Source organism: Leptospiraceae bacterium (genome assembly GCA_024233835.1).
GTDB lineage: Bacteria > Spirochaetota > Leptospiria > Leptospirales > Leptospiraceae > JACKPC01.
On the sequence record JACKPC010000006.1, the window covers coordinates 256,252 to 275,401 of the forward strand.

Here is a 19,150-nt window from a genome sequence, read left to right on the forward strand (position 1 = left end):
TTATAATTCATAAGCGATAAAGAAACCGGGCAATATGTCATCACACAAATCACTTCTGATAAACGATTCACGGCGGATGATTATGCCAAACTGCCCTACCGCGCACCTTACCAGCTCATAGAAGGAGAACTTGTTTTTATGGCTTCACCCTATTTTAACCATCAGGAAATTTCTTTTAACTTAGTATTAAAAATAGGAAACTATGTTCAACAGAATAACCTGGGAAAAGTTGCCTATTCACCTATGGATGTGCATCTGGATGAAAAGAATATCTATCAACCGGATATTCTCTTTGTATCTATCAAACGTTCATCGATCATAAAAAAGTTTATTTTTGGAGCACCGGACTTTGTTCTCGAAATCATTTCTAAATCCACAGAAAGCAAAGACCGAAACGAAAAGATGCGCAACTACGGCAAATTCGGCGTAGATGAATACTGGATAGTAAACCTGAAAAAAGAAAACATAGAAGTCTATCACAACCAGGCCGGAATCATGATTCACCAAAAAACAGCAGAAAAAGGAGATAGTATCACATCCAAAGCTATTGAAGGATTCACATTAAATGTGGGAGATGTGTTTTCCTAGTTAATACCGGCATAGAATGAGTTTCCCTGTAAGCTCTCATTTTTTCAGGTAGTTCGAGACTTGTTACACCCCGTCCTCCTGTCAGGCATTCATCAATCCTATAATCCTAATTGCCTTAACTCATTCTTTTTAAGCTTCCTTCCCGAAAGAAAGCTTTCTCATACTCCCACTTTTTTACAAACATTTCTATCAAACAAGAAGATTCCTTATCTAAATCCCTAAAAGCAAAGCCTGTTCCTTCTGGATCTATTCGAACTACACCGGTTTTTATATTCATTACTTCTGTTCCAAATTCCATTCTAATAGGAACCTCCTGATTAATAATAAAAGATGAATTCGGTATAGTCGCATAAAAACCAGTAACACTTAGATCTTTTGTTAAAGCACGAAACCCCTCTAAGTGAAAAGGAATTTGTATTGGATAACGTTTTTCACCTCTCCAACCGCGCGGATACATTTTAAAATAAGGGGCAGAAATATCTTTCTTTAAAAAATAGACCAGCACACTTAAACCAAAAACAGTCTGAAGTAAGTTGAATAAATGAAACTTATCTTTAATATTTAAAAAACTATAAAAATTATAAGAAATTAGAAATATAGAGTATACTAACAAAAGCCACCAGGCCCACTTTTTTACCCTTAATAAACCAATTGCTATCATGAAGGGTAAAAAGAATAAAAATAAACCTATGGGACTCATAACCTTAAAAAGCCATATTGGATTAGTTGTCGCGATACTATAATGCTCTTTCATCAGGTAATAATTAGTCACCGGTAATAGCATAAATATAAAAGTTGAAACTAAAAGCATTTTAGGAAATTTTAATCTTTTTCTTCGATCCATTAAATTCATTAGTATTCTCCTCATAGATGACATATTCCTAAAAAGAAACAGGCTGCAATTAGATTAATCCTTTCCTGTTCTATCCTCGCCGCTTCAGCTTCTTCCGCTGCCTTTCTTGCAGCTTCCGTTGCCTGCCGCTCTCTCTCCTGGGCTGCCAATATAGAAAGACGTGCTGCCTCTGCTTCTTGTCTTGCAACTTCTGCTTTGCGTGCTGCTTCCGCCTGTTGTATTGCGAGTAATTGCTTTTGTCTCTCTTCCTCTAATCTTGCTGCTTCCGCTTTTTGCTTTTCTATTTCTAATTGTATTAAGCGTTCTTCTTCCTGTTTCTTTTGCTCAGCAAGGATTTTTTCCTCCTCCAATTTACCCTGTTGCCTGGCTTCTTCAATTTGCAAATCCAAAGCTGCTATCTTTGATTTTGTTTCGGTAATTTGTGAATCTACCTTTTCAATCCTTTTCTTAACTAACGATATCTTATATTCTGCTTCCCTAATTTTGTCTTGAATTTCCTTCAAATTTCGTTCCCTGAGTTCCAATTCAGCTTTCTTCTTTTTTAATTCAGAAAGTTTTTCTTCCAAATCATCTCTTGCAATACGTAGTCGTATTTCTTTATCAAACCATTGATTCCCTGTTGAAGTAAATTCAATACTCTTCTTTTCGGTATGAAACTTTATTTCTCGTAATTTCTTTCCAACAACACTTCCCCATTTGTTAAAGCCCAGGCCATTAGGGTGAATTAAATCTGGAGCGATATACAAAACATCATACATCTCATCCCAGACTTTCAGATAATGAACTTTGTGTCTTTCTGCTATACCTTGATAATCTCCCTCCATTTGAGAAAGACCTACAGAAATATAAAGAGTGGCATTTAAAAAAAATAGATAACCGTTTATTTTATCCGGATTTTGAGCAAAGGGATTTACAAGGTTATTAATGATATATGTCTTATTATCAGGCGGTACCGGAGTATACCAAAATAGTGCAGGATAACCTCCTACCACCAGCACATCCTTTTTTCCATCTACAGTTTCACTGGAATTATTTTTTAATATAGTAACGATTTGTTCTAATTCAGAACGAACACTTTTTTTTGCCTCTTCAAAAATCCAACCCAGAGCAACAGGTAAGAGTTTATGTCCTTTTTTAGATTCCGATAAAGCTAAAGATGGTGCAATAGCATGTAAAAAATTATTTCCGCCGGCATGATAGACAAATCGTCTACCTACTTTATATTTAACCTGATCGGGTACAAAACATCTATTTAAATGTTCTAATATATCACCGGTAGTCGCCCCGCTAACTCCAAAATTTTGAATATCTTCATTTTCAAATTTGTCTTCTTCCGCATAGGGCGGAACATCATTTTGAGGAACGTAGAGTGGAATAGTACTGTAGGGGACATTTAATATTTGATCCATTGTGCTGCTTGCCCATATACCTCCTCCATCGACTAAGTCCATACGACTGTCTCCGTAAAACGTAATCTTCGTTTTTTCTGAGTTGTATAATGAAGTATTCTTCGTATCCCGAATTTTAATGGTATCACAATGATTCATTAAATCACTATCAGCACCACCTTCATAAGCATATAATCTCATAACAAAAAGGAGTATTGAAAAACATTTAGTAAAATCTTTCAATTCATTACCTCCAGAATATAGCTAACCTCAGATGATTCTGTCTGATAACCGCCAATACTAATTATAAGTGAATTTGGAATAGCGGGAAATAAACTGTAATCTATTATACATATTTTTTCAAAATTTTTAAGTGATACAGAAATACTGCCGGAATCATTTTTGCAAAATGAGTAACTGCCTCTTTCAAAATCAAGAAAATCACAAAAATATGGTCCTCCTACAATTTCTGCTATAGGATCCGTGCCAGTGTAAGTCAGTTTTATTTTACTTCCATTTACAACATTAGAAACTCGATAATGCACAAATTTATACGATGCGACAGAAGTATTAATCTCTAAAGGAACGTATCTATAGTTTCTGCTAGTGCATGTATGAACTCCCTGCCAGGTATACCAGAATTTTACCATAGCGAGACTTTCCAGTAGTTTTATTGTAACACTTTTCTTTTTCTTACTTTCACAACCCAAAGTGAACACAATCATACACAGGATGAGAAGGATTTTAGTTTTCATCGGATGTCTCTTTTAATCATTTCTGCAATAATTCTACGTCTGAGATAAACCACTAATTCCAAATTTTTCTGTAAGCAAGATGCAGCAAGACCCTCTTTTGTAGTTCTATCAACAAGAATCTGGTTCAATCGTATATTCGAAGACACGTTAAGGAGAATCGTTTTTAGCTCCTCATCAGATGCTTTAATCACTTTAGTTCCTGCATCTGCATAAAAAGCTTCAATCTTAGCAAATAAGTATTCTTGCTTCTTTTTTTCCTCTTCTAAACTTGGGATTCTTTTTTTATGAGGTAATCCCAGTTCAACTTCATCTGCAAACATATCCAAATCATCCTGTGTTGGGATTTCAAAGTGAACCAGATCCTGCAAATCTTTCTCGTTTTCTTTTAAGTTCTCTTCTGACAGAGAACCTGATTCTCTAAGTTTCTCTTCAAAATCAGAAATATACTCTATTTCTTCTGAAGTTAATAGGTAGCGGGTATCTTCTCTCTTTGGGTCGGGATCAATTACGGGAGGTGTTTTTGCAGGGAGAGGAGATTCTTCGGTTTTATCCTTATCATCACTATCTTTGGAAGATGATTCATCGTTATCATCAATAGGTAGGTCAATAGTCACCGAAGGTGTGCCTTTTTTCTGTAATAAAGAATTTAAATCAGAACTTATGAGTAAACCAAGAACCTCCTGTTTGGATTTACCGGTTCCAAGACAATTCATCAGAGCAAATAATACAACCATAAAGGCGTAAAGACGTAAAGACGTAAAGACGTAAAATGCTTCATACAGTCATAATAAAAACATGAAAGAATATTGTCAAACTTTCTATATTTTTTTCATAAAAATCATCGCAATTGTTAAAGTCGCACATCGGTGTTGTAAGGAGTCGTGCATCTCGACTCCGCTCGATGAACGGAAAGTTCAGTAGGAGATTAGCCTGATAGTGGAAAATCGTATCACCGATGTTTGCTAAAAAGTGCTTGCCTTTCGGGTTTAAGAAAGCTCATTCTATACAAATGAGCGATTTTTTACAGCCGATAAGCCTTGAAAGTCTCCTGAGGAATAAGGACTTCATCACTATTGGTGAACAGATTCTATTCTTTGATAAAGAAACCGGGCAATATGTCATCACACAAATCACTTCTGATAAACGATTCACGGCGGATGATTATGCCAAACTGCCCTACCGCGCACCTTACCAGCTCATAGAAGGAGAACTTGTTTTTATGGCTTCACCCTATTTTAACCATCAGGAAATTTCTTTTAACTTAATATTAAAAATAGGAAACTATGTTCAACAGAATAACCTGGGAAAAGTTGCCTATTCACCTATGGATGTGCATCTGGATGAAAAGAATATCTATCAACCGGATATTCTCTTTGTATCTATCAAACGTTCATCGATCATAAAAAAGTTTATTTTTGGAGCACCGGACTTTGTTCTCGAAATCATTTCTAAATCCACAGAAAGCAAAGACCGAAACGAAAAGATGCGCAACTACGGCAAATTCGGCGTAGATGAATACTGGATAGTAAACCTGAAAAAAGAAAACATAGAAGTCTATCACAACCAGGCCGGAATCATGATTCACCAAAAAACAGCAGAAAAAGGAGATAGTATCACATCCAAAGCTATTGAAGGATTCACATTAAATGTGGGAGATGTGTTTGCTTAGGAGGAATTTTTAAGGTATTCTTGCCATGCTCAATAACCAAAAAGAGTTAGGACAATATTATTAAAAGCAATTGCAATATAACAATTTTCCGAAAGCGAACAAGCACTGATTCGCCTTCGATGTATTTATCAAGGCCGGCTTAGCGGAATTCTTCCAGAATCCGTATAATCTGCTTGTCCAACTTTAGTCTGGAAGGTTTAAAAGTTCTATACTGATTCGCATGTAACCTGGTTTTCTCTCGGTATAAGGCTTCTCTCTCTCTATCGCTGTCACCTTTTAAAGCCCGGCTATTCGGATCTCTCCAGAGCTGGTAATAGTAAAGAGCGGCTATACGTTGCAACCTGTAATCATTGGAGCGAACATTTAAGCAATTATTAATATATTCTTCTGCTTTTTCTGCATATTCCAGATCCCTTTTCTTTTCCTCCTGCTTGGAATTTAAAGAATTTTCAAATAATAAGTAATAGGATTCAGCTACTGCCAGAATTAATTCATAATCTTTTGGATGAATTTGCTTTGCTTCTTGAAATACACGAATCGCTTTTTTAAGGGGTTTAATAGAACTATCTCTTCCCAGATATTCCAACTTAAATCGGTAATTTAGATATTTTATATAGTCCACGTAAAATTCAAACTTTTCATTATCCACAGAAAACTTGTCCCGATTCTTCCAGGCCTGTAAAAACTCAAAACCGGCAGATACATACCCTTCTCCTCCTTTTTTCATGTGAAGACGTCCGAGAGCATAATGAACATCCGGGTAATACGAATCCAAGCGAATCGACTTTCGATAGGAAAGAATTGCTTCCGGAATCATTCCCTGGTTTGCAAAATAATCCCCCTGTTTTTTTACAACAATTGCATCTTTTAGTTTTTCCGATTCCATCGGCATAGCTACTGTCATTTGCTTACTTTCAATTAAACGCAGATGACCTTCTCCCCTCAAGCGCTGACCGAAAAAAGTTGTATTATAAATCGAGATAACTTTAATTTCTCCCACAATATTACCATGCCTGTACGCCTTATGATCGGGATTCTTTTCAATTAAATACAGAGTTTGCCCCACCCGGATTCCCGGATTATCGAGAATTTTAACAGTAACATAATCAAGCCTGGTATCCATTTTAGTCATACGGTATTTGGGCTTAGCTTCAAAAATGGAAGCTTTTTCCATACTTAAAGTTTCACCGATTATCCTCATGCGGATATGATCGAGGTCTGTAGAGCTACGAAAAGCGTATACAATCTTTTCGTCCGAGAAAATAGATTGGGAAAAAAATAAAAACAGGAAAAGGCTAACTATATATTTCATCTATTCAAGTATCGGAATGTTTTCAAAAAGTTTAAGCTTTAGCCTTTCAGTGCCAACATTCCGCAGGCTCCATTTATATCCTTACCGGGAGAACGACGGTTCATAACAGGCACACCGGAAGCTTTTATTTGTTCTCGAAACTCCTCAATTTCGGATTCTGTTGGCCGCCTCCAGCCGTTAAACTCGGTATTTAAAGGGATCAGGTTCAGCTTACAGTTCAGGCTACTGACGAGACGTTTTAATTTTTTTGCGTTCTCCTGGCCCATATTAACTCCCGGAATCAGGATATATTCAAAGGTAATGCGTCGATTTAAGGTTCGGGTGAAATTTCTGGCTGCTTCTATCAAATCTTCGAGTGGATACTTTTTATCGATTCCCATGATATCTCCCCTCTTTTCCGGGTCCGGATGATTCAAAGAAATTGCAAAGTTATAGGGTTCTTTTTTACGGATAAACCTTTCTATACCCTTGATATCACCGGAAGTAGAAATAGTAATGCGTCTGGTTCCCAGACCGAAGGCATCCGGATCGGAAAGAATGGAAGCTGCTTTCATGACGGAATGATAATTATGCATGGGCTCTCCCATTCCCATAAATACAATATTACTGGCCTTTTCTCCGCTTAATTTTTCAACCATCAGGACCTGCTCCAAAATTTGCCAGGCCTTCAGGTTCCCTTTAAAAGGTAGCTTTCCCGTGGCACAAAATTCACAGGCCAGAGTACAACCAACCTGAGAAGAAATGCAAATGGTTTTTCTGTTTCCATCTTCGGAAGGAATCCAGACAGCTTCGATTTCTCTTTGTTCTCCCACAATAAAACTAAATTTTCGGGTTCCATCCAGCTTCGACTGTAAATCTTTGTGAACCTGAAAGGAAGGAAGCTCTGCTGTTTCCTCTAATTTTTGCCGTAAACCTAAAGAAAAAGAGGTAAACTCAGAAAAAGATGAATAGCGATTTTTATAAAGACCGGAATAAAGCTGTTTGGCTCGAAAGGCAGGCTCTCCTATAGATTGAAAAAAAGATTTCAATTCCTCCGGACTGAGACCTTTTAAAACCTGTTTTGTTGCCATGGTCTTAAAAAGTACTTTCGATACAGATTGTCAAGTTATTTCAATTACTCGTAACAGGTTTCTTTTGGGTTTTCGTATCCTGTTCCTGAATAACTTTTCCATCTTCTAAAATCATACGAATCAGCTTGGTCATTTCTACAGAATATTCTACATTTAGCTCTTTTACAATGCTCTCACAGAAACCATTTACTATCAAAAGTTTCGCATCGTCTTCCGTAAGCCCCCGTGTTTGGAGATAAAAAAGCTGATCCTCATCAATCTTCGATACGGTCGCTTCATAATTCAAAGAACCATGTTCTCCGGAAATATCATTATAAGGATAGGCATGTGACCTCGAATGATCATCCATAAGCAGGCCATCACATTTCACATGGCTAAAAGAATTTTGCGAAGAGGGTTCGAATTTAACCAGGCCACGGTAGGAGTTAATTCCTCCATCCAGAGAAACTCCCTTTGCTAAAACATTGCTACGGGTATTTTTTCCGATATGTATAATCCTTGCTCCGGTATCCTGAATTTGCTTTTCGCCGGCAAAAGCTAAAGAAAGTACCGAACCCTTAGAATCATCCCCTTTTAAAATAATCCCGGGATATTTAATGGTATTGGCACCAACATTCACATCTGTCCAGGTAATATGGGCTTTTTCATGGCAGAGTCCGCGTTTAACCGTCCAGTTATACATATTCTTTTTCCAGTTTTGAATAGTCGTATACTGGATCTTTGCACTTTTATGGGCTATGAGCTCCACAACAGCCGTATGAAAATTGGTTCCCTTATCCTGAACAGAACTACAACCTTCGCTGTATTCCAGATCGGCACCCTCATCGGCAATCAAAAGAGTTCTCTCGTATTGGCCGGATTGAGCGGCACTGACTTTAAAATACGCCTGAAGTGGCATGGGGGTTTTGACACCTTTTGGAACAAAAGCAAAAGAACCACCGCTGAAAACGCAGCTATTGAGGGCAGAGAATTTATTATCACCGATAGTAACAACGGTTCCGAGGTATTTCCGAACCAGATCCGGGTATTCTCGAATAGCTGTATCGATATCACAAAAGATAATTCCCAGTTCTTCGAGTTCTTTTTTTACATTGGCATATACAGTCTCGGAATCATTCATGGCTTCGATACCGGCGAGGTATTTTCGCTCATGTTCCGGGATGCCAAGCTTTTCAAAGCTTTTCAACACTTCCGGGTCTACGTCATCCCAGGACTTTTTCTTCTTAAAATTGGCTCCTACGTAATGAACGTAGCTATTAATATCTACATTGAACTCGGGAAAGAAACCCCAGTCAGGCATGGGTTTAGATTCATAGATTTCAAAGGCTTTTAAACGAAACTCGGTGAGCCAGGCAGGCTCATTTTTTATATGGGAGATGGACTCTACAACTTTTCTGGAAAGACCTCTTGGGAAATTATCCGGTCTGTAATACTTTTCTTCCATTTCCATTGAATACATTCGTCCACCTCCTGCATGAACAGGGCTATACACCCTGACTGTTGCAATTTATTGATTATTTATTAACAGCTGAAAAATATTCTTTAGACTTTTCAGGTTCAGCCACCATCGTTTTTCCACCTTCTTCCCAGTTTGCAGGGCAAACTTCACCGTGTTTTTCCACGTATTGGAAAGCTTTTATTAAACGAATGGCTTCATTTATATTTCTTCCTACCGGAAGGTCATTTACAGTAGCCTGACGAATTACACCTTTCGGGTCAATCAGGAAAGTTCCACGAAGAGCAACGCCACCCTCAGTAAGAACGCCAAAATCAGCAGAAATTTTCTTAGTAATATCTGCAATTAAAGGATACTTGATATCACCGATTCCACCCTGTTTACGGGGAGTATTTTTCCAGGCAAGGTGACTGAACTCACTATCAATCGAAACACCTAAAACCTCTGCGCCTAACTTTTTAAATTCATCCAGCTTGGCATCGTATTCAATAATTTCAGTGGGGCAAACAAAAGTAAAATCCAATGGATAAAAGAAAAGAACTACCCATTTTCCCTTATAATCAGAAAGTTTAATGGTTTTGAATTCAGATCCTACAACAGCTGTTGCAGTAAAATCAGGTGCCTGTGATGTAACCTGTGGCATAAAATGTCTCCTATATACTATTTTTTAGATCAAGTCTAAAAAGAGGAAGCATTTTGGAAAGCATTTTTTATAATGATTCTAATTTTATTTCAGGAAGTATATCCATTCTCATTTGCCTTTCACATATTGTCCAGAAAACCTTCCACATGGGAAATTCAAGCTTTAAAAAAAGGTTTGGATGATATTCGCAATGGAAGGCTCATTTATATTGAGATAGTTGAAAAAGAAATCGATCAATATATTGAGAGTCTCTAAAATGCCTTTTTTTAGAGTTAGATGGTCAGAGCAGGCCAAAGTAGATTATAAAGATTTGTTAAAATTCTTCAGGAAGCTGTTCATTAACATTTATCCCTTGCCCATTTGTTTCTTCAGTCGTTCAATTTCCTGAATTAGGGCTTCGTTCTGTTTTAAGGCCTGTTCCTTAGCCTGTAGTGCTAATTCTTCAGCCTGTAATGCTTGTTCTTTGGCCTGGCTATCTTCTTATCTTCCATTAGATAGCGAAACACTACATCATAGATAGGATTAGCGATCTGTATAATCGTCAATTATGCCGCTTTACAGAAAAAAGAAAAGCAGAAAATAGGAGTCTTAAAACCAATGTCAAATTTATAGAAGCTATGAAAAGGCCTGGTGGATTCAGGTATCAATAGTTGATAAACACTTCTCCGTATTCTTCATATTCCTGCATAAGTTTCTGAAAGTCCCTGAGTCGACAATAAGCCTGAAGCTTAATTTCGGGAGAGTCAATTTGTTTTAAATCCACAGGCTTTACTCAGGTAAACGAATCATCAAATGAAAAAATCCGATTTTTAGAACTGTCATAAATGGAATATAGTAAACGCTCCGGATCCGTATCGATTATGATTCTCTCAAAATTTTCCTGTCTTATGAAACCCTTTTCCACGGAATATTGCAAGAAATCCAAAAGTTTATCATAGTAGGAATCAATATTTAAAATGCTGACCGGTTTATTATGAATTCCCAATTGCAGCCAGGAAATCACCTCAAACATCTCTTCAAGAGTGCCCACTCCACCCGGTAGACATATAAAGGCATCTGCCAGGTTTCCCATTAGAGCCTTTCTTTCGTGCATAGAAGAAACAATGTGTATTTCACTAAGTCCCCGGTGCATGACTTCTTTTTGAGACATAAATTCAGGGATAACCCCCACTACAGTTCCTCCATTTCCCAAAACCACATCGGCCATCTTACCCATGAGTCCCAGAGACCCTCCTCCGTAGACCAGGCTAAGCCCATTTTTAGCCAGAGCTTTTGCCAGCTCTTCCGCAGCCTGGGAATAGGACTCTTCAGTTCCGGGAGAAGAGCCACAAAAAACACAAATTGCATTCTTCATAATCTTGATTATCGGTTTCCTATAAAAGAAGTAATTCAATAAATTGAAGGATGATAATCTTTTAGTTCATCATCGCTTTCTTTTGTTTCCGGGTGAGACTCATCCAGCAGTTTCCAAAAACCTTCTCCATGATTTTTTTCTACGGTGTGGGCCAATTCATGTAAAATTACATAATCCTGAAGATTTTCCGGAAGTCTCACAACATGGGAATTTAACTGAATCACATTTTCTCCCGAACAACTACCCCAGCGAGATTTCATACTTTTTATCTGTATATCTTTATAAGAAAATCCGTGTTTCTTAGCCAAATTTTCAACTCTTCCCGGTAGATGCTCAGCCGCCTCTTTTTTATAGATCCTGTCTACCATAGCTCGTAGTTTTCTCTGAATCTCCGGATCGGAGAAGTTTGTATTTTTCGGACAATAAATCACTGCCTTATTACCAGAGTATTTAAGGGTAAAAATAGAACTATCTCGCTTTATAAATTCCAGTTTATGATGCTCTGTATAAAAGGTTTTTTTGTCTGAATATTCGGTTATGCCCTGTAATCTTTCAAGCAGACGTTCTTTTGCTTCCAAAAACCAGGTTTTATTGTGAATAATAAAAAAAGCAGCATCCTTATAGGAAATTCCGGCAGGAAATGTGAGTACCGGCAGATTCGATACAGGTTCAAGCTTGAGGATAAATTTCTTTACCCTTTTATTTTTTAACAGCTTTACCTGCCCAATTCCTTCAATGGTAATATTTTTCTGACCGGCCATAAAATTCCCTTTAAAAATTCTTGACAAAACAGATATAATAACAATATTGAAAGTTACTATGGAAAGAGCAACTAAAATAAACCGGAAGTTTTTTTCTTTTAACTTCAATTTTATTTCTATCACCACCTCAATCTTTCTGTACCTCCTCCTCCAGGTCTAATTTTTTCAACATAGCTTCTCAGGCAATTTGTGCCTGCTAAATTTATAGTTATTTAGATTTTTATTATATTCTACAATACTAATCAATGGAGAGAAAAATGTACCAAATCCAGGGAAAATACAAAGCGTATCCAGTAGTTTCTTTAGAAAACAGAAACTGGCCATCCAATACAATACAGGTAGCACCCATACTGTGCTCGGTGGACTTACGAGATGGGAATCAGGCCCTTATCCAACCGATGAATCTGGAAGAAAAAATGGAAATGTTTCAAGTCCTCATTGATATGCAGTTCAAGGAGATTGAAATAGGTTTTCCTTCAGCCTCAGAAGTGGAATATAAGTTTACTCGCAAAATCATAGAAGATAAATGTATTCCTCGTGATACTAAAATACAGGTGATTACACAGGCAAGGAAGGAATTAATAAGTAAAACCATGGACTCCATTAAAGGAGCTGAAAATGTGATCATTCACCTGTACAATTCAACTTCGACAATACAAAGAAATATTGTATTTCGGAAAAGTAAGCAGGAGATAATCAATATTGCAGTAGATGGAGTCAAAGAGATAAAAAAACAGGCTCGTAACTTTACAGGAAATATTCAACTACAGTATTCTCCTGAAAGTTTCACAGCTACAGAATTAGACTTTGCTTATGAAATGTGCGAAGCTGTCCGGGAAGAATGGAATTTTTATGGAGGACATAATTTAATCCTTAACTTGCCGGCGACTGTAGAAATGTCCACACCTAACATTTTTGCAGATAGAATCGAGTGGTTTCATAAACATATCAGCAATAGGGATAGAATCACCCTGAGTGTTCATACGCACAATGACAGGGGTTGTGCGGTTGCTGCGGCAGAACTCTCCGTTCTTGCAGGGGCCGACAGGGTAGAAGGAACTCTTTTTGGAAATGGAGAACGATCCGGAAACATGGATATAGTTACATTTGCATTGAACTTGTATACTCAAGGAGTCGACCCTAAAATTGATCTTTCAAACCTGAATCGGGCCATACATATTGCTGAAAAATGCAATAAAATAAAAGTACCGGAACGTCAGCCGTACGCTGGAGAGCTAGTTTATACCGCCTTTTCCGGTTCCCATCAGGATGCAATATCTAAAGGAATGAGATACAGAAAGGAAACTGAGGAGGTTTTTTGGGATGTGCCTTATATTCCTATCGATCCGGAAGACATAGGAAGAACCTATGATTCTATAATCCGAATTAATAGCCAGTCAGGAAAAGGAGGAGTAGCTTATGTTTTAGAAAAAGAATATGGAATCTCGATACCAAAAGAAATGCAGCCAATAGTATCTAAAGAAATTCAGAAATTCGCAGATGAAAATTTTTCAGAAATTGGTGCTGAAGAGATTTATAATCTTTTTTCTATACATTTTATGAATGCTCGAAAAAATGATTCTGAATTGGATTTAATAGATATAAAGCCAATTCAAATTATTTCGGAGTTAAAAGGAGATAGATATATTTGCTTTTCGAGAATTGAGTATCATCGTCATACTTTCTGGGGAGCTTATATATCGGGTGATGTAGAAGATGCCAGGCAAAATTCAATCCTTTCTGCATATAATAGGTTTAAGAAATCGCACCCGGGTCTAAGTAACATTGCTTAATCTCTTTTTTTATGGAGTTTCTTTAGAGATAAGTTTATATCAGGTGAGAAAACACTTTCTCACCTGATGCTATAATAGCTTAACCTTATTTTTACCATTTTTTATTCTTTCATAAATGAGTTGGAAATTTTCATTTGGAACTCGACCTTCTACATCTCTTGAAAACTTACTTTTCAAGCGAAGTAAAAAGTACATATCAATCTCACCTTTATTCTTAGCTTTCACCTTTCCTCGATATTCACACTCAAAGAAGAATCTCATTAATTTATATGTATATCCTGAAATATTTACTCTTCCAGCTTCTCCACTTGATTCCATTCTGGATGCTATATTAACTGTATCCCCCCAAATATCATAGGCAAATTTATGCTTTCCTACTACACCGGCAGCTACAGGCCCTACATGAATTCCCAGGCGTAACTCCCAATAAGGTAGGTTCATGATAATTCTAACTTCTTTTGCCTGTTGCATTGTATGCTGAATTTCCAATGCAGCCAGGCAGGCATCGATAACGTGGGTTTTATTTTCCTTGGGTAAACCTCCCGCACACATATAGGCATCTCCTATAGTTTTGATTTTTTCTAAATTGTGTTTTTTTGTTACTTCATCAAAATAGAAAAAACATACATCTAATTCTCTGACCAGTTCTTCTACTGTCATAGTCTCAGCAGCTTTAGTAAATCCTTTTAGATCGGCAAATAATACACTTACAGAATTATAATATACGGGTTGAACTTCTCCTTTCAACTTTAATTCTTCTGCTACTTCAGGTGGTAAAATATTTTGTAACAGTTCTTCTGCTTTTTTTTGTTCTCTTTCAATTATTTCATTTCTTTCTTGCAGTTCTATCATGATTTTTTCGGTAAGCTTCTTTTCTTCTTCCAACTGTGCGGTTCGCTTTTTAACCAGTTCTTCTGCTTTTTCATTAAATGCTTTTAATTGTTTATTTAACTCAATAGTTTCTTTTAATAACTTTGCATTTTCCTTGCCTTCAAGAAAAGAAATATACCACAGGGAAAATACAAAAGAGATAGGATAAGAAGTAACAAAAAAAGAAAGATTAAAAGAAATATCATATTTAAACATCCATATTGCAAATAGCATATAGATTAATAATACAGAAAAGGATACTATAGCTCTTCTGTAATTTCCCCCAACAAAAAACATGGAATACAAACCGATCAGAGTAAGAAAAAAACCCAAGACAATATTAACCCAGATAGGAACTCTTGTAAGAAAATGATTTTCCAATAAATTCGATATAGTAGTTGCATTCAAAAGAAGGTTTTGAAGGTTTCCGTAAGGAGTAATTTTTTCATCATAAATCGAAGTTGCGGTTGTCCCGATTAAAACAATTTTATCTCGAAAGGTAGCATCAAAATTATGATGTACAGTTTTATCATCAAAAAATAGGTTATTGAACTTATAAAATGGAACAATGGGTATATTTTTAGTTTCTTCGAAGGAGTAATAATGCAAACTATAATAACAATCTTTTAAGGGAATCGTTGTAAGTCCGGTTCCGGTCTTAATTTTCAGTTCGGAAGAACTCATTTTTAAATGCAAAATTTTATTTATAGAATTATAAGCAACAATTGGAAGAGAAGGAAAATAATAATTTTTATACTTATAAATTAATAAGTCATCCTTATCCAACCTTCCCCCTAATTCTTTTTCCCCGACAGCATGTAGACTTGGAGCTGTTAGACCTATTTGATTACTGGGAAAAATGATGGTATTAAATCCTATATTACAATTGTTTCTTTTCTCTTCTACCCGAATAGAATGTTTTTTAAAATACATTTCCGGTATAGTTTGTGTATTGTTTAACTCACCTTTTTGTAGAAAAAGAGTATGAGAAATCACAGATGATTCCTTATTAAATTGAACTAACTTTGAATCGTCTTTGGAAGGTTCCGAAAATAGTAAATCAAATAGGATAATTTTCGGATTATATTTTTCTATAAATTGTAATACCGGAAGATAAACACTTCTTTTCCAGGGCCATCTTCCGAAATCTGGATGCTGGGCAAAGTGCATCAAGGAATCATTATCTATTGCTACAATGACAATTTTGTCAGAAAACTTATGGTTAGGATTTATGTTTTTATAATGCTGGTAAACAATCAGTTCTTCTATATGGTCTAAAGTCCCAAAGAATTGTAGAACAAAGGATAGTATAAAAGGAAAAAACCATATAATAGTTCCTATAATTCTCTTATGATGAAACATATATACTGCTTATATGGAACAAAATTGATGAACCAGCTATTTAAGAATAGAATAAATAGTAAAAAACTAATTAAAGAAATTCGAATTAGTTGCAATCACTTGTAGATTCTTTACTAATATTCTTCGTTTCTGTTGTTTGACTTTCTGTAGCACTTTCCTCCTCATCAAGAGCTCTACTTACATTTGTTTTACCTCGAATCATATCATCTTTTTCCCCAAAACCACCGTTGGAGTCAGTTTCCTCACCGGGATTCATTGCAACTTTGCCGGCATCGTTATAGATACTCGGACTTGTTTTTTTACAATCCCTAGATACGTTCTTCTTGAGAGGAGAGCCACAATAAGATAGTAATATGAGCATAAAAGCTATTAGTATTTTTTTCATCTTTTTCCCTTTATTCAAGTAGGAACTAAGAGGAAAATTTTGTCAAAAAAAAAATAGTAGCCTACAAAAAAAAATCTCTTTAAAAATGTATGCAGGTGAAAAATCCCAATCTTGCAAAATAAATAGACTTATTTATGTAACCATAGCTTTTTAACGATTCCCTTTTCTGAGTAGATAGTTACTTTTCCCGTATTTGTTAAATAAGTTTTGTAATTTCCTTCTATTTCAGCATGCTTCTTAAAGTACTCATCCACTTTATTTTCCCTTATATCCGGTGTAATCGCTTGATTAAGTTTATAATCTGTGCCGGGAGATAATTCGATATTTGTTACAATAGTATCATGAAATTCAATTTTAGCATTATGTTTATCATAATAGTAATAAACCTTTTTTCCAAAGTTTTTAGTCCTGGAAAAGTTACCCCATTTCTCAAATACCTCCTTAAAGCTATTTCCAATTCCTACCTCATGTATTTTTGTTTGCATATTAATAACAAGTTTTGATTCTGCAACTTGATCTTCCATATTCATCCCGGTAGCGAGAAATTTGGCCCACTCTGAATGCTTATCATATTGAAGATAAAGTGCTGTGACTACTCTGGCTTTCATTGATTTGGGATCTGTATAATAATGATAAAGTGCAAGATTAAGAATAGATGTGAAACTTCTATTTACATATCTTTTATTATAAGTTTGCATCCTTTTTATATCACGAGCCATTCTATTAATTTGCTCTTTTGCATTATCATCGGTTTTACTTAACAAATCTTTTATTTTGTTATTAGCTTCACTTGCAAGAATCTCAAAAATAGTCAGTGCATCTCGCTTTTTGCCTATGAGATAAAGAACCACTCCAAGATTATTACCCGTTACCAGATTGCCTCTGCTTTCTTCATAGGCTCTCCTGGCTAAGCTTTCTGCTTTTTGTTCCTGTCGTGGATTTGGAGAGTAGGATAGTAAAGTTGCATAGTTAGAAAGAAAAAAGGGATCCTTTGTTATACTAATTACCTTTTTATAGGTTTTTTTAGCTTTATAGTAAAACCTCAAATTCCCCGGTATCTTTTTAGTTATATCTCTTGTTCCTAATTTTTTTAGTAACATATCATTTCGAAAAGATGGTAAATCGATAATAGATCGAAGAAGGAGTTTCTCCACCTCCGCAGATTCCAGCCATAGTTTATGAAGAGCTACAGCTTTAGCTCGAAGTAAATCCGGATTATTCTTGAAACGTACGAGTCCATTCTCTATTTCATTAAGAGCATTTTTTAAATTTGTACCTATTTGTATATCTGCAAAAGCACTTTCCATCTTATCAGCAAAGATATAAAATTTTTTTTCTTTCTCGCTTAATTTACCCAGCCTCCTGTTTGGACTCGGATGAGAAGAAAAATAGGGGTTATGATTTCCTTTTTTTAAATTTTCTTGATATTTCTTGTTTAAAAACTTTAGAATTTTTAAGAAGTAAGACGTATCATAACCCGCTTTTCCTAAAAGAACATATCCTGTTTTATCTGCATCGAGTTCTAAATCCTGACCAAATTTAATTAAACTAAGTGAATTGCTTGTTGAGCTTTTACTAAAGCTATACTTTTTCATGTATAACTTGAAAGTGTGCCTGTTATAGTAATGAGCAAGTTCATGAGCCAGAATACCGGAAATATAAAACTCTCTATATGTATTATGCTCCAGTCCATTCTCTTTCTGCTTTTTTATTTCCTTATCGATTGCATCTAATGTACCGGTATGAAGAATAAATTGTCCACCCGGATATACATAAGCATTAAAACTGGGATTTTTTATTATTGAATACTCTATTTTAAAATTAGACAGACCGGAAGACTGAGCCAGACGGTAGAAAGTTCTATCCAGTATACTTTTCCAATCCTTATAATTGTTTAAAACAGTATTACTTTCTTTGTAATTCTTGTACTCCATTTCTGATAAATTTAGAATATAGTTGGATAATGCTTTTTTATATCCTAATATTTTTTCTGCTAATAAACTAAAATTACAAATATGAAAGATTATTATAAAAGTCCTTATCATTCCATTCTCCAGTTATTTTATAGTTTCAGATGTGATAATTTTTACATCATAAGAATTTTGAGGTATTTTTTTTAATCCAATTACTCCGTATTGTGCTTTTCCAATATCTGCGTATTTATAAATTCCTGCACGGGGACTATTTCCGGGTAAACCAACAGGCTGCAAAGAAGCAATCATAATCACCTTATCTTTTCCAATAGGATAATCTCCATAAAGTATATATTTGTCTTTTGATGATGGAAAAACATTCTCTCTACCTGTACGAATCTTATTGCTGCTTGAATATTTATTTGGAAATAATTGGATAATTTTTTTATCCTGAGTATATGCGAACACAGTCAAATATATATAACTCCTGTCTAAATCCTCTCTTATTACTCTATATCTAAATCCAACTTTTTCTTTTAGATGAAATTTACAATGTGTATTATCTGTATTTATAATTTCCTCATCGTCATCTTCGTCCTCTTCTTTTTGATTGATACATTCAATATCACCAAATTTTACAAGTTTATCTTCAGACTCAGAAACTGATATATTAACAAACTCATATAATATAGCTTCTCTCTCTATAATTTCTGATAAGCTTTTAAGACTTTTTTTTGAATATTTTTTCCAGCTAGCCATTACTTTCCCATTTTTAATTTCTATGAGTTTAAAACCAGTATTACTCTTACCTTCTAACAATAACAGATAATCAAGCATCTTACTTTTAGCAAGTTTCTTAAGCAAATCCGGATTAGAAATACCGGCTTCTCCAATTTTCTTATCTTTCAATGCCCCCTGTAATTGATTTTTGTTTAAGACAATAGTATTTGGCATTTTTGAAAGAGCTCTCTTTATATC

General features: G+C 35.5%; 18 protein-coding genes. 4 read left to right on the forward strand and 14 right to left on the reverse strand.

Going from position 1 to position 19,150, the window contains the following annotated elements; all coding sequences use genetic code 11:
- The first annotated feature begins 9 nt into the window (after nt 1–9).
- On the forward strand, nt 10–588 hold the full coding sequence (locus tag H7A25_23640; GenBank protein MCP5502914.1) for a Uma2 family endonuclease: 579 nt from the start codon (nt 10–12) through the stop codon (nt 586–588).
- A gap of 115 nt (nt 589–703) precedes the next feature.
- Here the strand turns inward: H7A25_23640 and H7A25_23645 are convergent, their stop codons facing one another.
- The 4 genes from H7A25_23645 to H7A25_23660 are packed head-to-tail and all read right to left on the reverse strand — an operon-like array spanning nt 704 to nt 4,318.
- Nucleotides 704–1,441, reverse strand: coding sequence for a hypothetical protein (locus tag H7A25_23645; GenBank protein MCP5502915.1), 738 nt, complete (start codon nt 1,439–1,441; stop codon nt 704–706).
- An 11-nt stretch (nt 1,442–1,452) separates the two neighbouring features.
- The gene (locus H7A25_23650; GenBank protein MCP5502916.1) at nt 1,453–3,030 is read right to left on the reverse strand and encodes a hypothetical protein; all 1,578 of its coding nucleotides are present in this window, start codon (nt 3,028–3,030) and stop codon (nt 1,453–1,455) included.
- A 38-nt stretch (nt 3,031–3,068) separates the two neighbouring features.
- Nucleotides 3,069–3,584, reverse strand: a complete 516-nt coding sequence (locus H7A25_23655) for a hypothetical protein (GenBank protein ID MCP5502917.1) — start codon at nt 3,582–3,584, stop codon at nt 3,069–3,071.
- Nucleotides 3,581–4,318, reverse strand: coding sequence for a hypothetical protein (locus H7A25_23660; protein ID MCP5502918.1), 738 nt, complete (start codon nt 4,316–4,318; stop codon nt 3,581–3,583). Before H7A25_23660 ends, H7A25_23655 begins: the two co-directional genes overlap by 4 nt.
- Before the next feature lie 275 nt (nt 4,319–4,593).
- Here H7A25_23660 and H7A25_23665 point away from each other — a divergent pair, with 275 nt between their 5' ends.
- The gene (locus H7A25_23665) at nt 4,594–5,253 is read left to right on the forward strand and encodes a Uma2 family endonuclease (GenBank protein MCP5502919.1); all 660 of its coding nucleotides are present in this window, start codon (nt 4,594–4,596) and stop codon (nt 5,251–5,253) included.
- A gap of 139 nt (nt 5,254–5,392) precedes the next feature.
- Here the strand turns inward: H7A25_23665 and H7A25_23670 are convergent, their stop codons facing one another.
- The 4 genes from H7A25_23670 to H7A25_23685 are packed head-to-tail and all read right to left on the reverse strand — an operon-like array spanning nt 5,393 to nt 9,734.
- On the reverse strand, nt 5,393–6,565 hold the full coding sequence (locus H7A25_23670; GenBank protein ID MCP5502920.1) for a tetratricopeptide repeat protein: 1,173 nt from the start codon (nt 6,563–6,565) through the stop codon (nt 5,393–5,395).
- Between the two features lie 38 nt (nt 6,566–6,603).
- Nucleotides 6,604–7,635: a 23S rRNA (adenine(2503)-C(2))-methyltransferase RlmN gene (gene rlmN / locus H7A25_23675; protein ID MCP5502921.1), complete on the reverse strand. Its 1,032-nt coding sequence runs from the start codon at nt 7,633–7,635 to the stop codon at nt 6,604–6,606.
- 40 nt (nt 7,636–7,675) lie between these two features.
- Nucleotides 7,676–9,094: a Fe-S cluster assembly protein SufB gene (gene sufB, locus H7A25_23680; protein ID MCP5502922.1), complete on the reverse strand. Its 1,419-nt coding sequence runs from the start codon at nt 9,092–9,094 to the stop codon at nt 7,676–7,678.
- A gap of 55 nt (nt 9,095–9,149) precedes the next feature.
- Nucleotides 9,150–9,734 (reverse strand): peroxiredoxin, encoded by a 585-nt coding sequence (locus H7A25_23685; GenBank protein MCP5502923.1) that lies wholly within the window; start codon nt 9,732–9,734, stop codon nt 9,150–9,152.
- 72 nt (nt 9,735–9,806) lie between these two features.
- On the opposite strand from H7A25_23685, the gene H7A25_23690 reads away from it, so the two are divergent.
- Nucleotides 9,807–9,989: a hypothetical protein gene (locus H7A25_23690; protein MCP5502924.1), complete on the forward strand. Its 183-nt coding sequence runs from the start codon at nt 9,807–9,809 to the stop codon at nt 9,987–9,989.
- 517 nt (nt 9,990–10,506) lie between these two features.
- Here H7A25_23690 and H7A25_23695 read toward each other — a convergent pair.
- A complete protein-coding gene (locus H7A25_23695) occupies nt 10,507–11,088 on the reverse strand; it encodes a TIGR00730 family Rossman fold protein (GenBank protein MCP5502925.1) in 582 nt (193 codons plus the stop codon).
- Between the two features lie 35 nt (nt 11,089–11,123).
- The gene (locus H7A25_23700) at nt 11,124–11,849 is read right to left on the reverse strand and encodes a M48 family metallopeptidase (protein MCP5502926.1); all 726 of its coding nucleotides are present in this window, start codon (nt 11,847–11,849) and stop codon (nt 11,124–11,126) included.
- A 257-nt stretch (nt 11,850–12,106) separates the two neighbouring features.
- On the opposite strand from H7A25_23700, the gene H7A25_23705 reads away from it, so the two are divergent.
- Nucleotides 12,107–13,642, forward strand: coding sequence for a 2-isopropylmalate synthase (locus H7A25_23705; GenBank protein MCP5502927.1), 1,536 nt, complete (start codon nt 12,107–12,109; stop codon nt 13,640–13,642).
- Between the two features lie 69 nt (nt 13,643–13,711).
- Here H7A25_23705 and H7A25_23710 read toward each other — a convergent pair whose 3' ends face one another.
- The 4 genes from H7A25_23710 to H7A25_23725 all read right to left on the reverse strand — a co-directional run bounded on the left by H7A25_23710 (nt 13,712) and on the right by H7A25_23725 (nt 19,126).
- Entirely contained in the window at nt 13,712–15,874 is a 2,163-nt protein-coding gene (locus tag H7A25_23710) for a CHASE2 domain-containing protein (GenBank protein ID MCP5502928.1), read from the reverse strand.
- 85 nt (nt 15,875–15,959) lie between these two features.
- Nucleotides 15,960–16,259: a hypothetical protein gene (locus H7A25_23715; protein MCP5502929.1), complete on the reverse strand. Its 300-nt coding sequence runs from the start codon at nt 16,257–16,259 to the stop codon at nt 15,960–15,962.
- 128 nt (nt 16,260–16,387) lie between these two features.
- Nucleotides 16,388–18,304 carry a M48 family metalloprotease gene (locus H7A25_23720; protein MCP5502930.1) on the reverse strand — a complete coding sequence of 639 codons (1,917 nt, stop codon included), beginning with the start codon at nt 18,302–18,304 and terminating at the stop codon, nt 16,388–16,390.
- Nucleotides 18,305–18,316: 12 nt separating this feature from the next.
- Complete coding sequence (locus tag H7A25_23725; protein ID MCP5502931.1) at nt 18,317–19,126, reverse strand: DUF4384 domain-containing protein; 810 nt, start codon at nt 19,124–19,126, stop codon at nt 18,317–18,319.
- Nucleotides 19,127–19,150: the final 24 nt, after the last annotated feature.

Excerpts from the sequence above, each read along its gene's own strand:
- H7A25_23645 (MCP5502915.1), bottom strand. The coding sequence starts at position 1,441 with ATGAATTTAATGGATCGAAGAAAAAGATTAAAATTTCCTAAAATGCTT.
- H7A25_23650 (MCP5502916.1), bottom strand. The coding sequence starts at position 3,030 with ATGAGATTATATGCTTATGAAGGTGGTGCTGATAGTGATTTAATGAAT.
- H7A25_23655 (MCP5502917.1), bottom strand. The coding sequence starts at position 3,584 with ATGAAAACTAAAATCCTTCTCATCCTGTGTATGATTGTGTTCACTTTG.
- H7A25_23660 (MCP5502918.1), bottom strand. The coding sequence starts at position 4,318 with ATGGTTGTATTATTTGCTCTGATGAATTGTCTTGGAACCGGTAAATCC.
- H7A25_23665 (MCP5502919.1), top strand. The coding sequence starts at position 4,594 with ATGAGCGATTTTTTACAGCCGATAAGCCTTGAAAGTCTCCTGAGGAAT.
- H7A25_23670 (MCP5502920.1), bottom strand. The coding sequence starts at position 6,565 with ATGAAATATATAGTTAGCCTTTTCCTGTTTTTATTTTTTTCCCAATCT.
- rlmN (MCP5502921.1), bottom strand. The coding sequence starts at position 7,635 with ATGGCAACAAAACAGGTTTTAAAAGGTCTCAGTCCGGAGGAATTGAAA.
- sufB (MCP5502922.1), bottom strand. The coding sequence starts at position 9,094 with ATGTATTCAATGGAAATGGAAGAAAAGTATTACAGACCGGATAATTTC.
- H7A25_23685 (MCP5502923.1), bottom strand. The coding sequence starts at position 9,734 with ATGCCACAGGTTACATCACAGGCACCTGATTTTACTGCAACAGCTGTT.
- H7A25_23690 (MCP5502924.1), top strand. The coding sequence starts at position 9,807 with ATGATTCTAATTTTATTTCAGGAAGTATATCCATTCTCATTTGCCTTT.
- H7A25_23695 (MCP5502925.1), bottom strand. The coding sequence starts at position 11,088 with ATGAAGAATGCAATTTGTGTTTTTTGTGGCTCTTCTCCCGGAACTGAA.
- H7A25_23700 (MCP5502926.1), bottom strand. The coding sequence starts at position 11,849 with ATGGCCGGTCAGAAAAATATTACCATTGAAGGAATTGGGCAGGTAAAG.
- H7A25_23705 (MCP5502927.1), top strand. The coding sequence starts at position 12,107 with ATGTACCAAATCCAGGGAAAATACAAAGCGTATCCAGTAGTTTCTTTA.
- H7A25_23710 (MCP5502928.1), bottom strand. The coding sequence starts at position 15,874 with ATGTTTCATCATAAGAGAATTATAGGAACTATTATATGGTTTTTTCCT.
- H7A25_23715 (MCP5502929.1), bottom strand. The coding sequence starts at position 16,259 with ATGAAAAAAATACTAATAGCTTTTATGCTCATATTACTATCTTATTGT.
- H7A25_23720 (MCP5502930.1), bottom strand. The coding sequence starts at position 18,304 with ATGATAAGGACTTTTATAATAATCTTTCATATTTGTAATTTTAGTTTA.
- H7A25_23725 (MCP5502931.1), bottom strand. The coding sequence starts at position 19,126 with ATGCCAAATACTATTGTCTTAAACAAAAATCAATTACAGGGGGCATTG.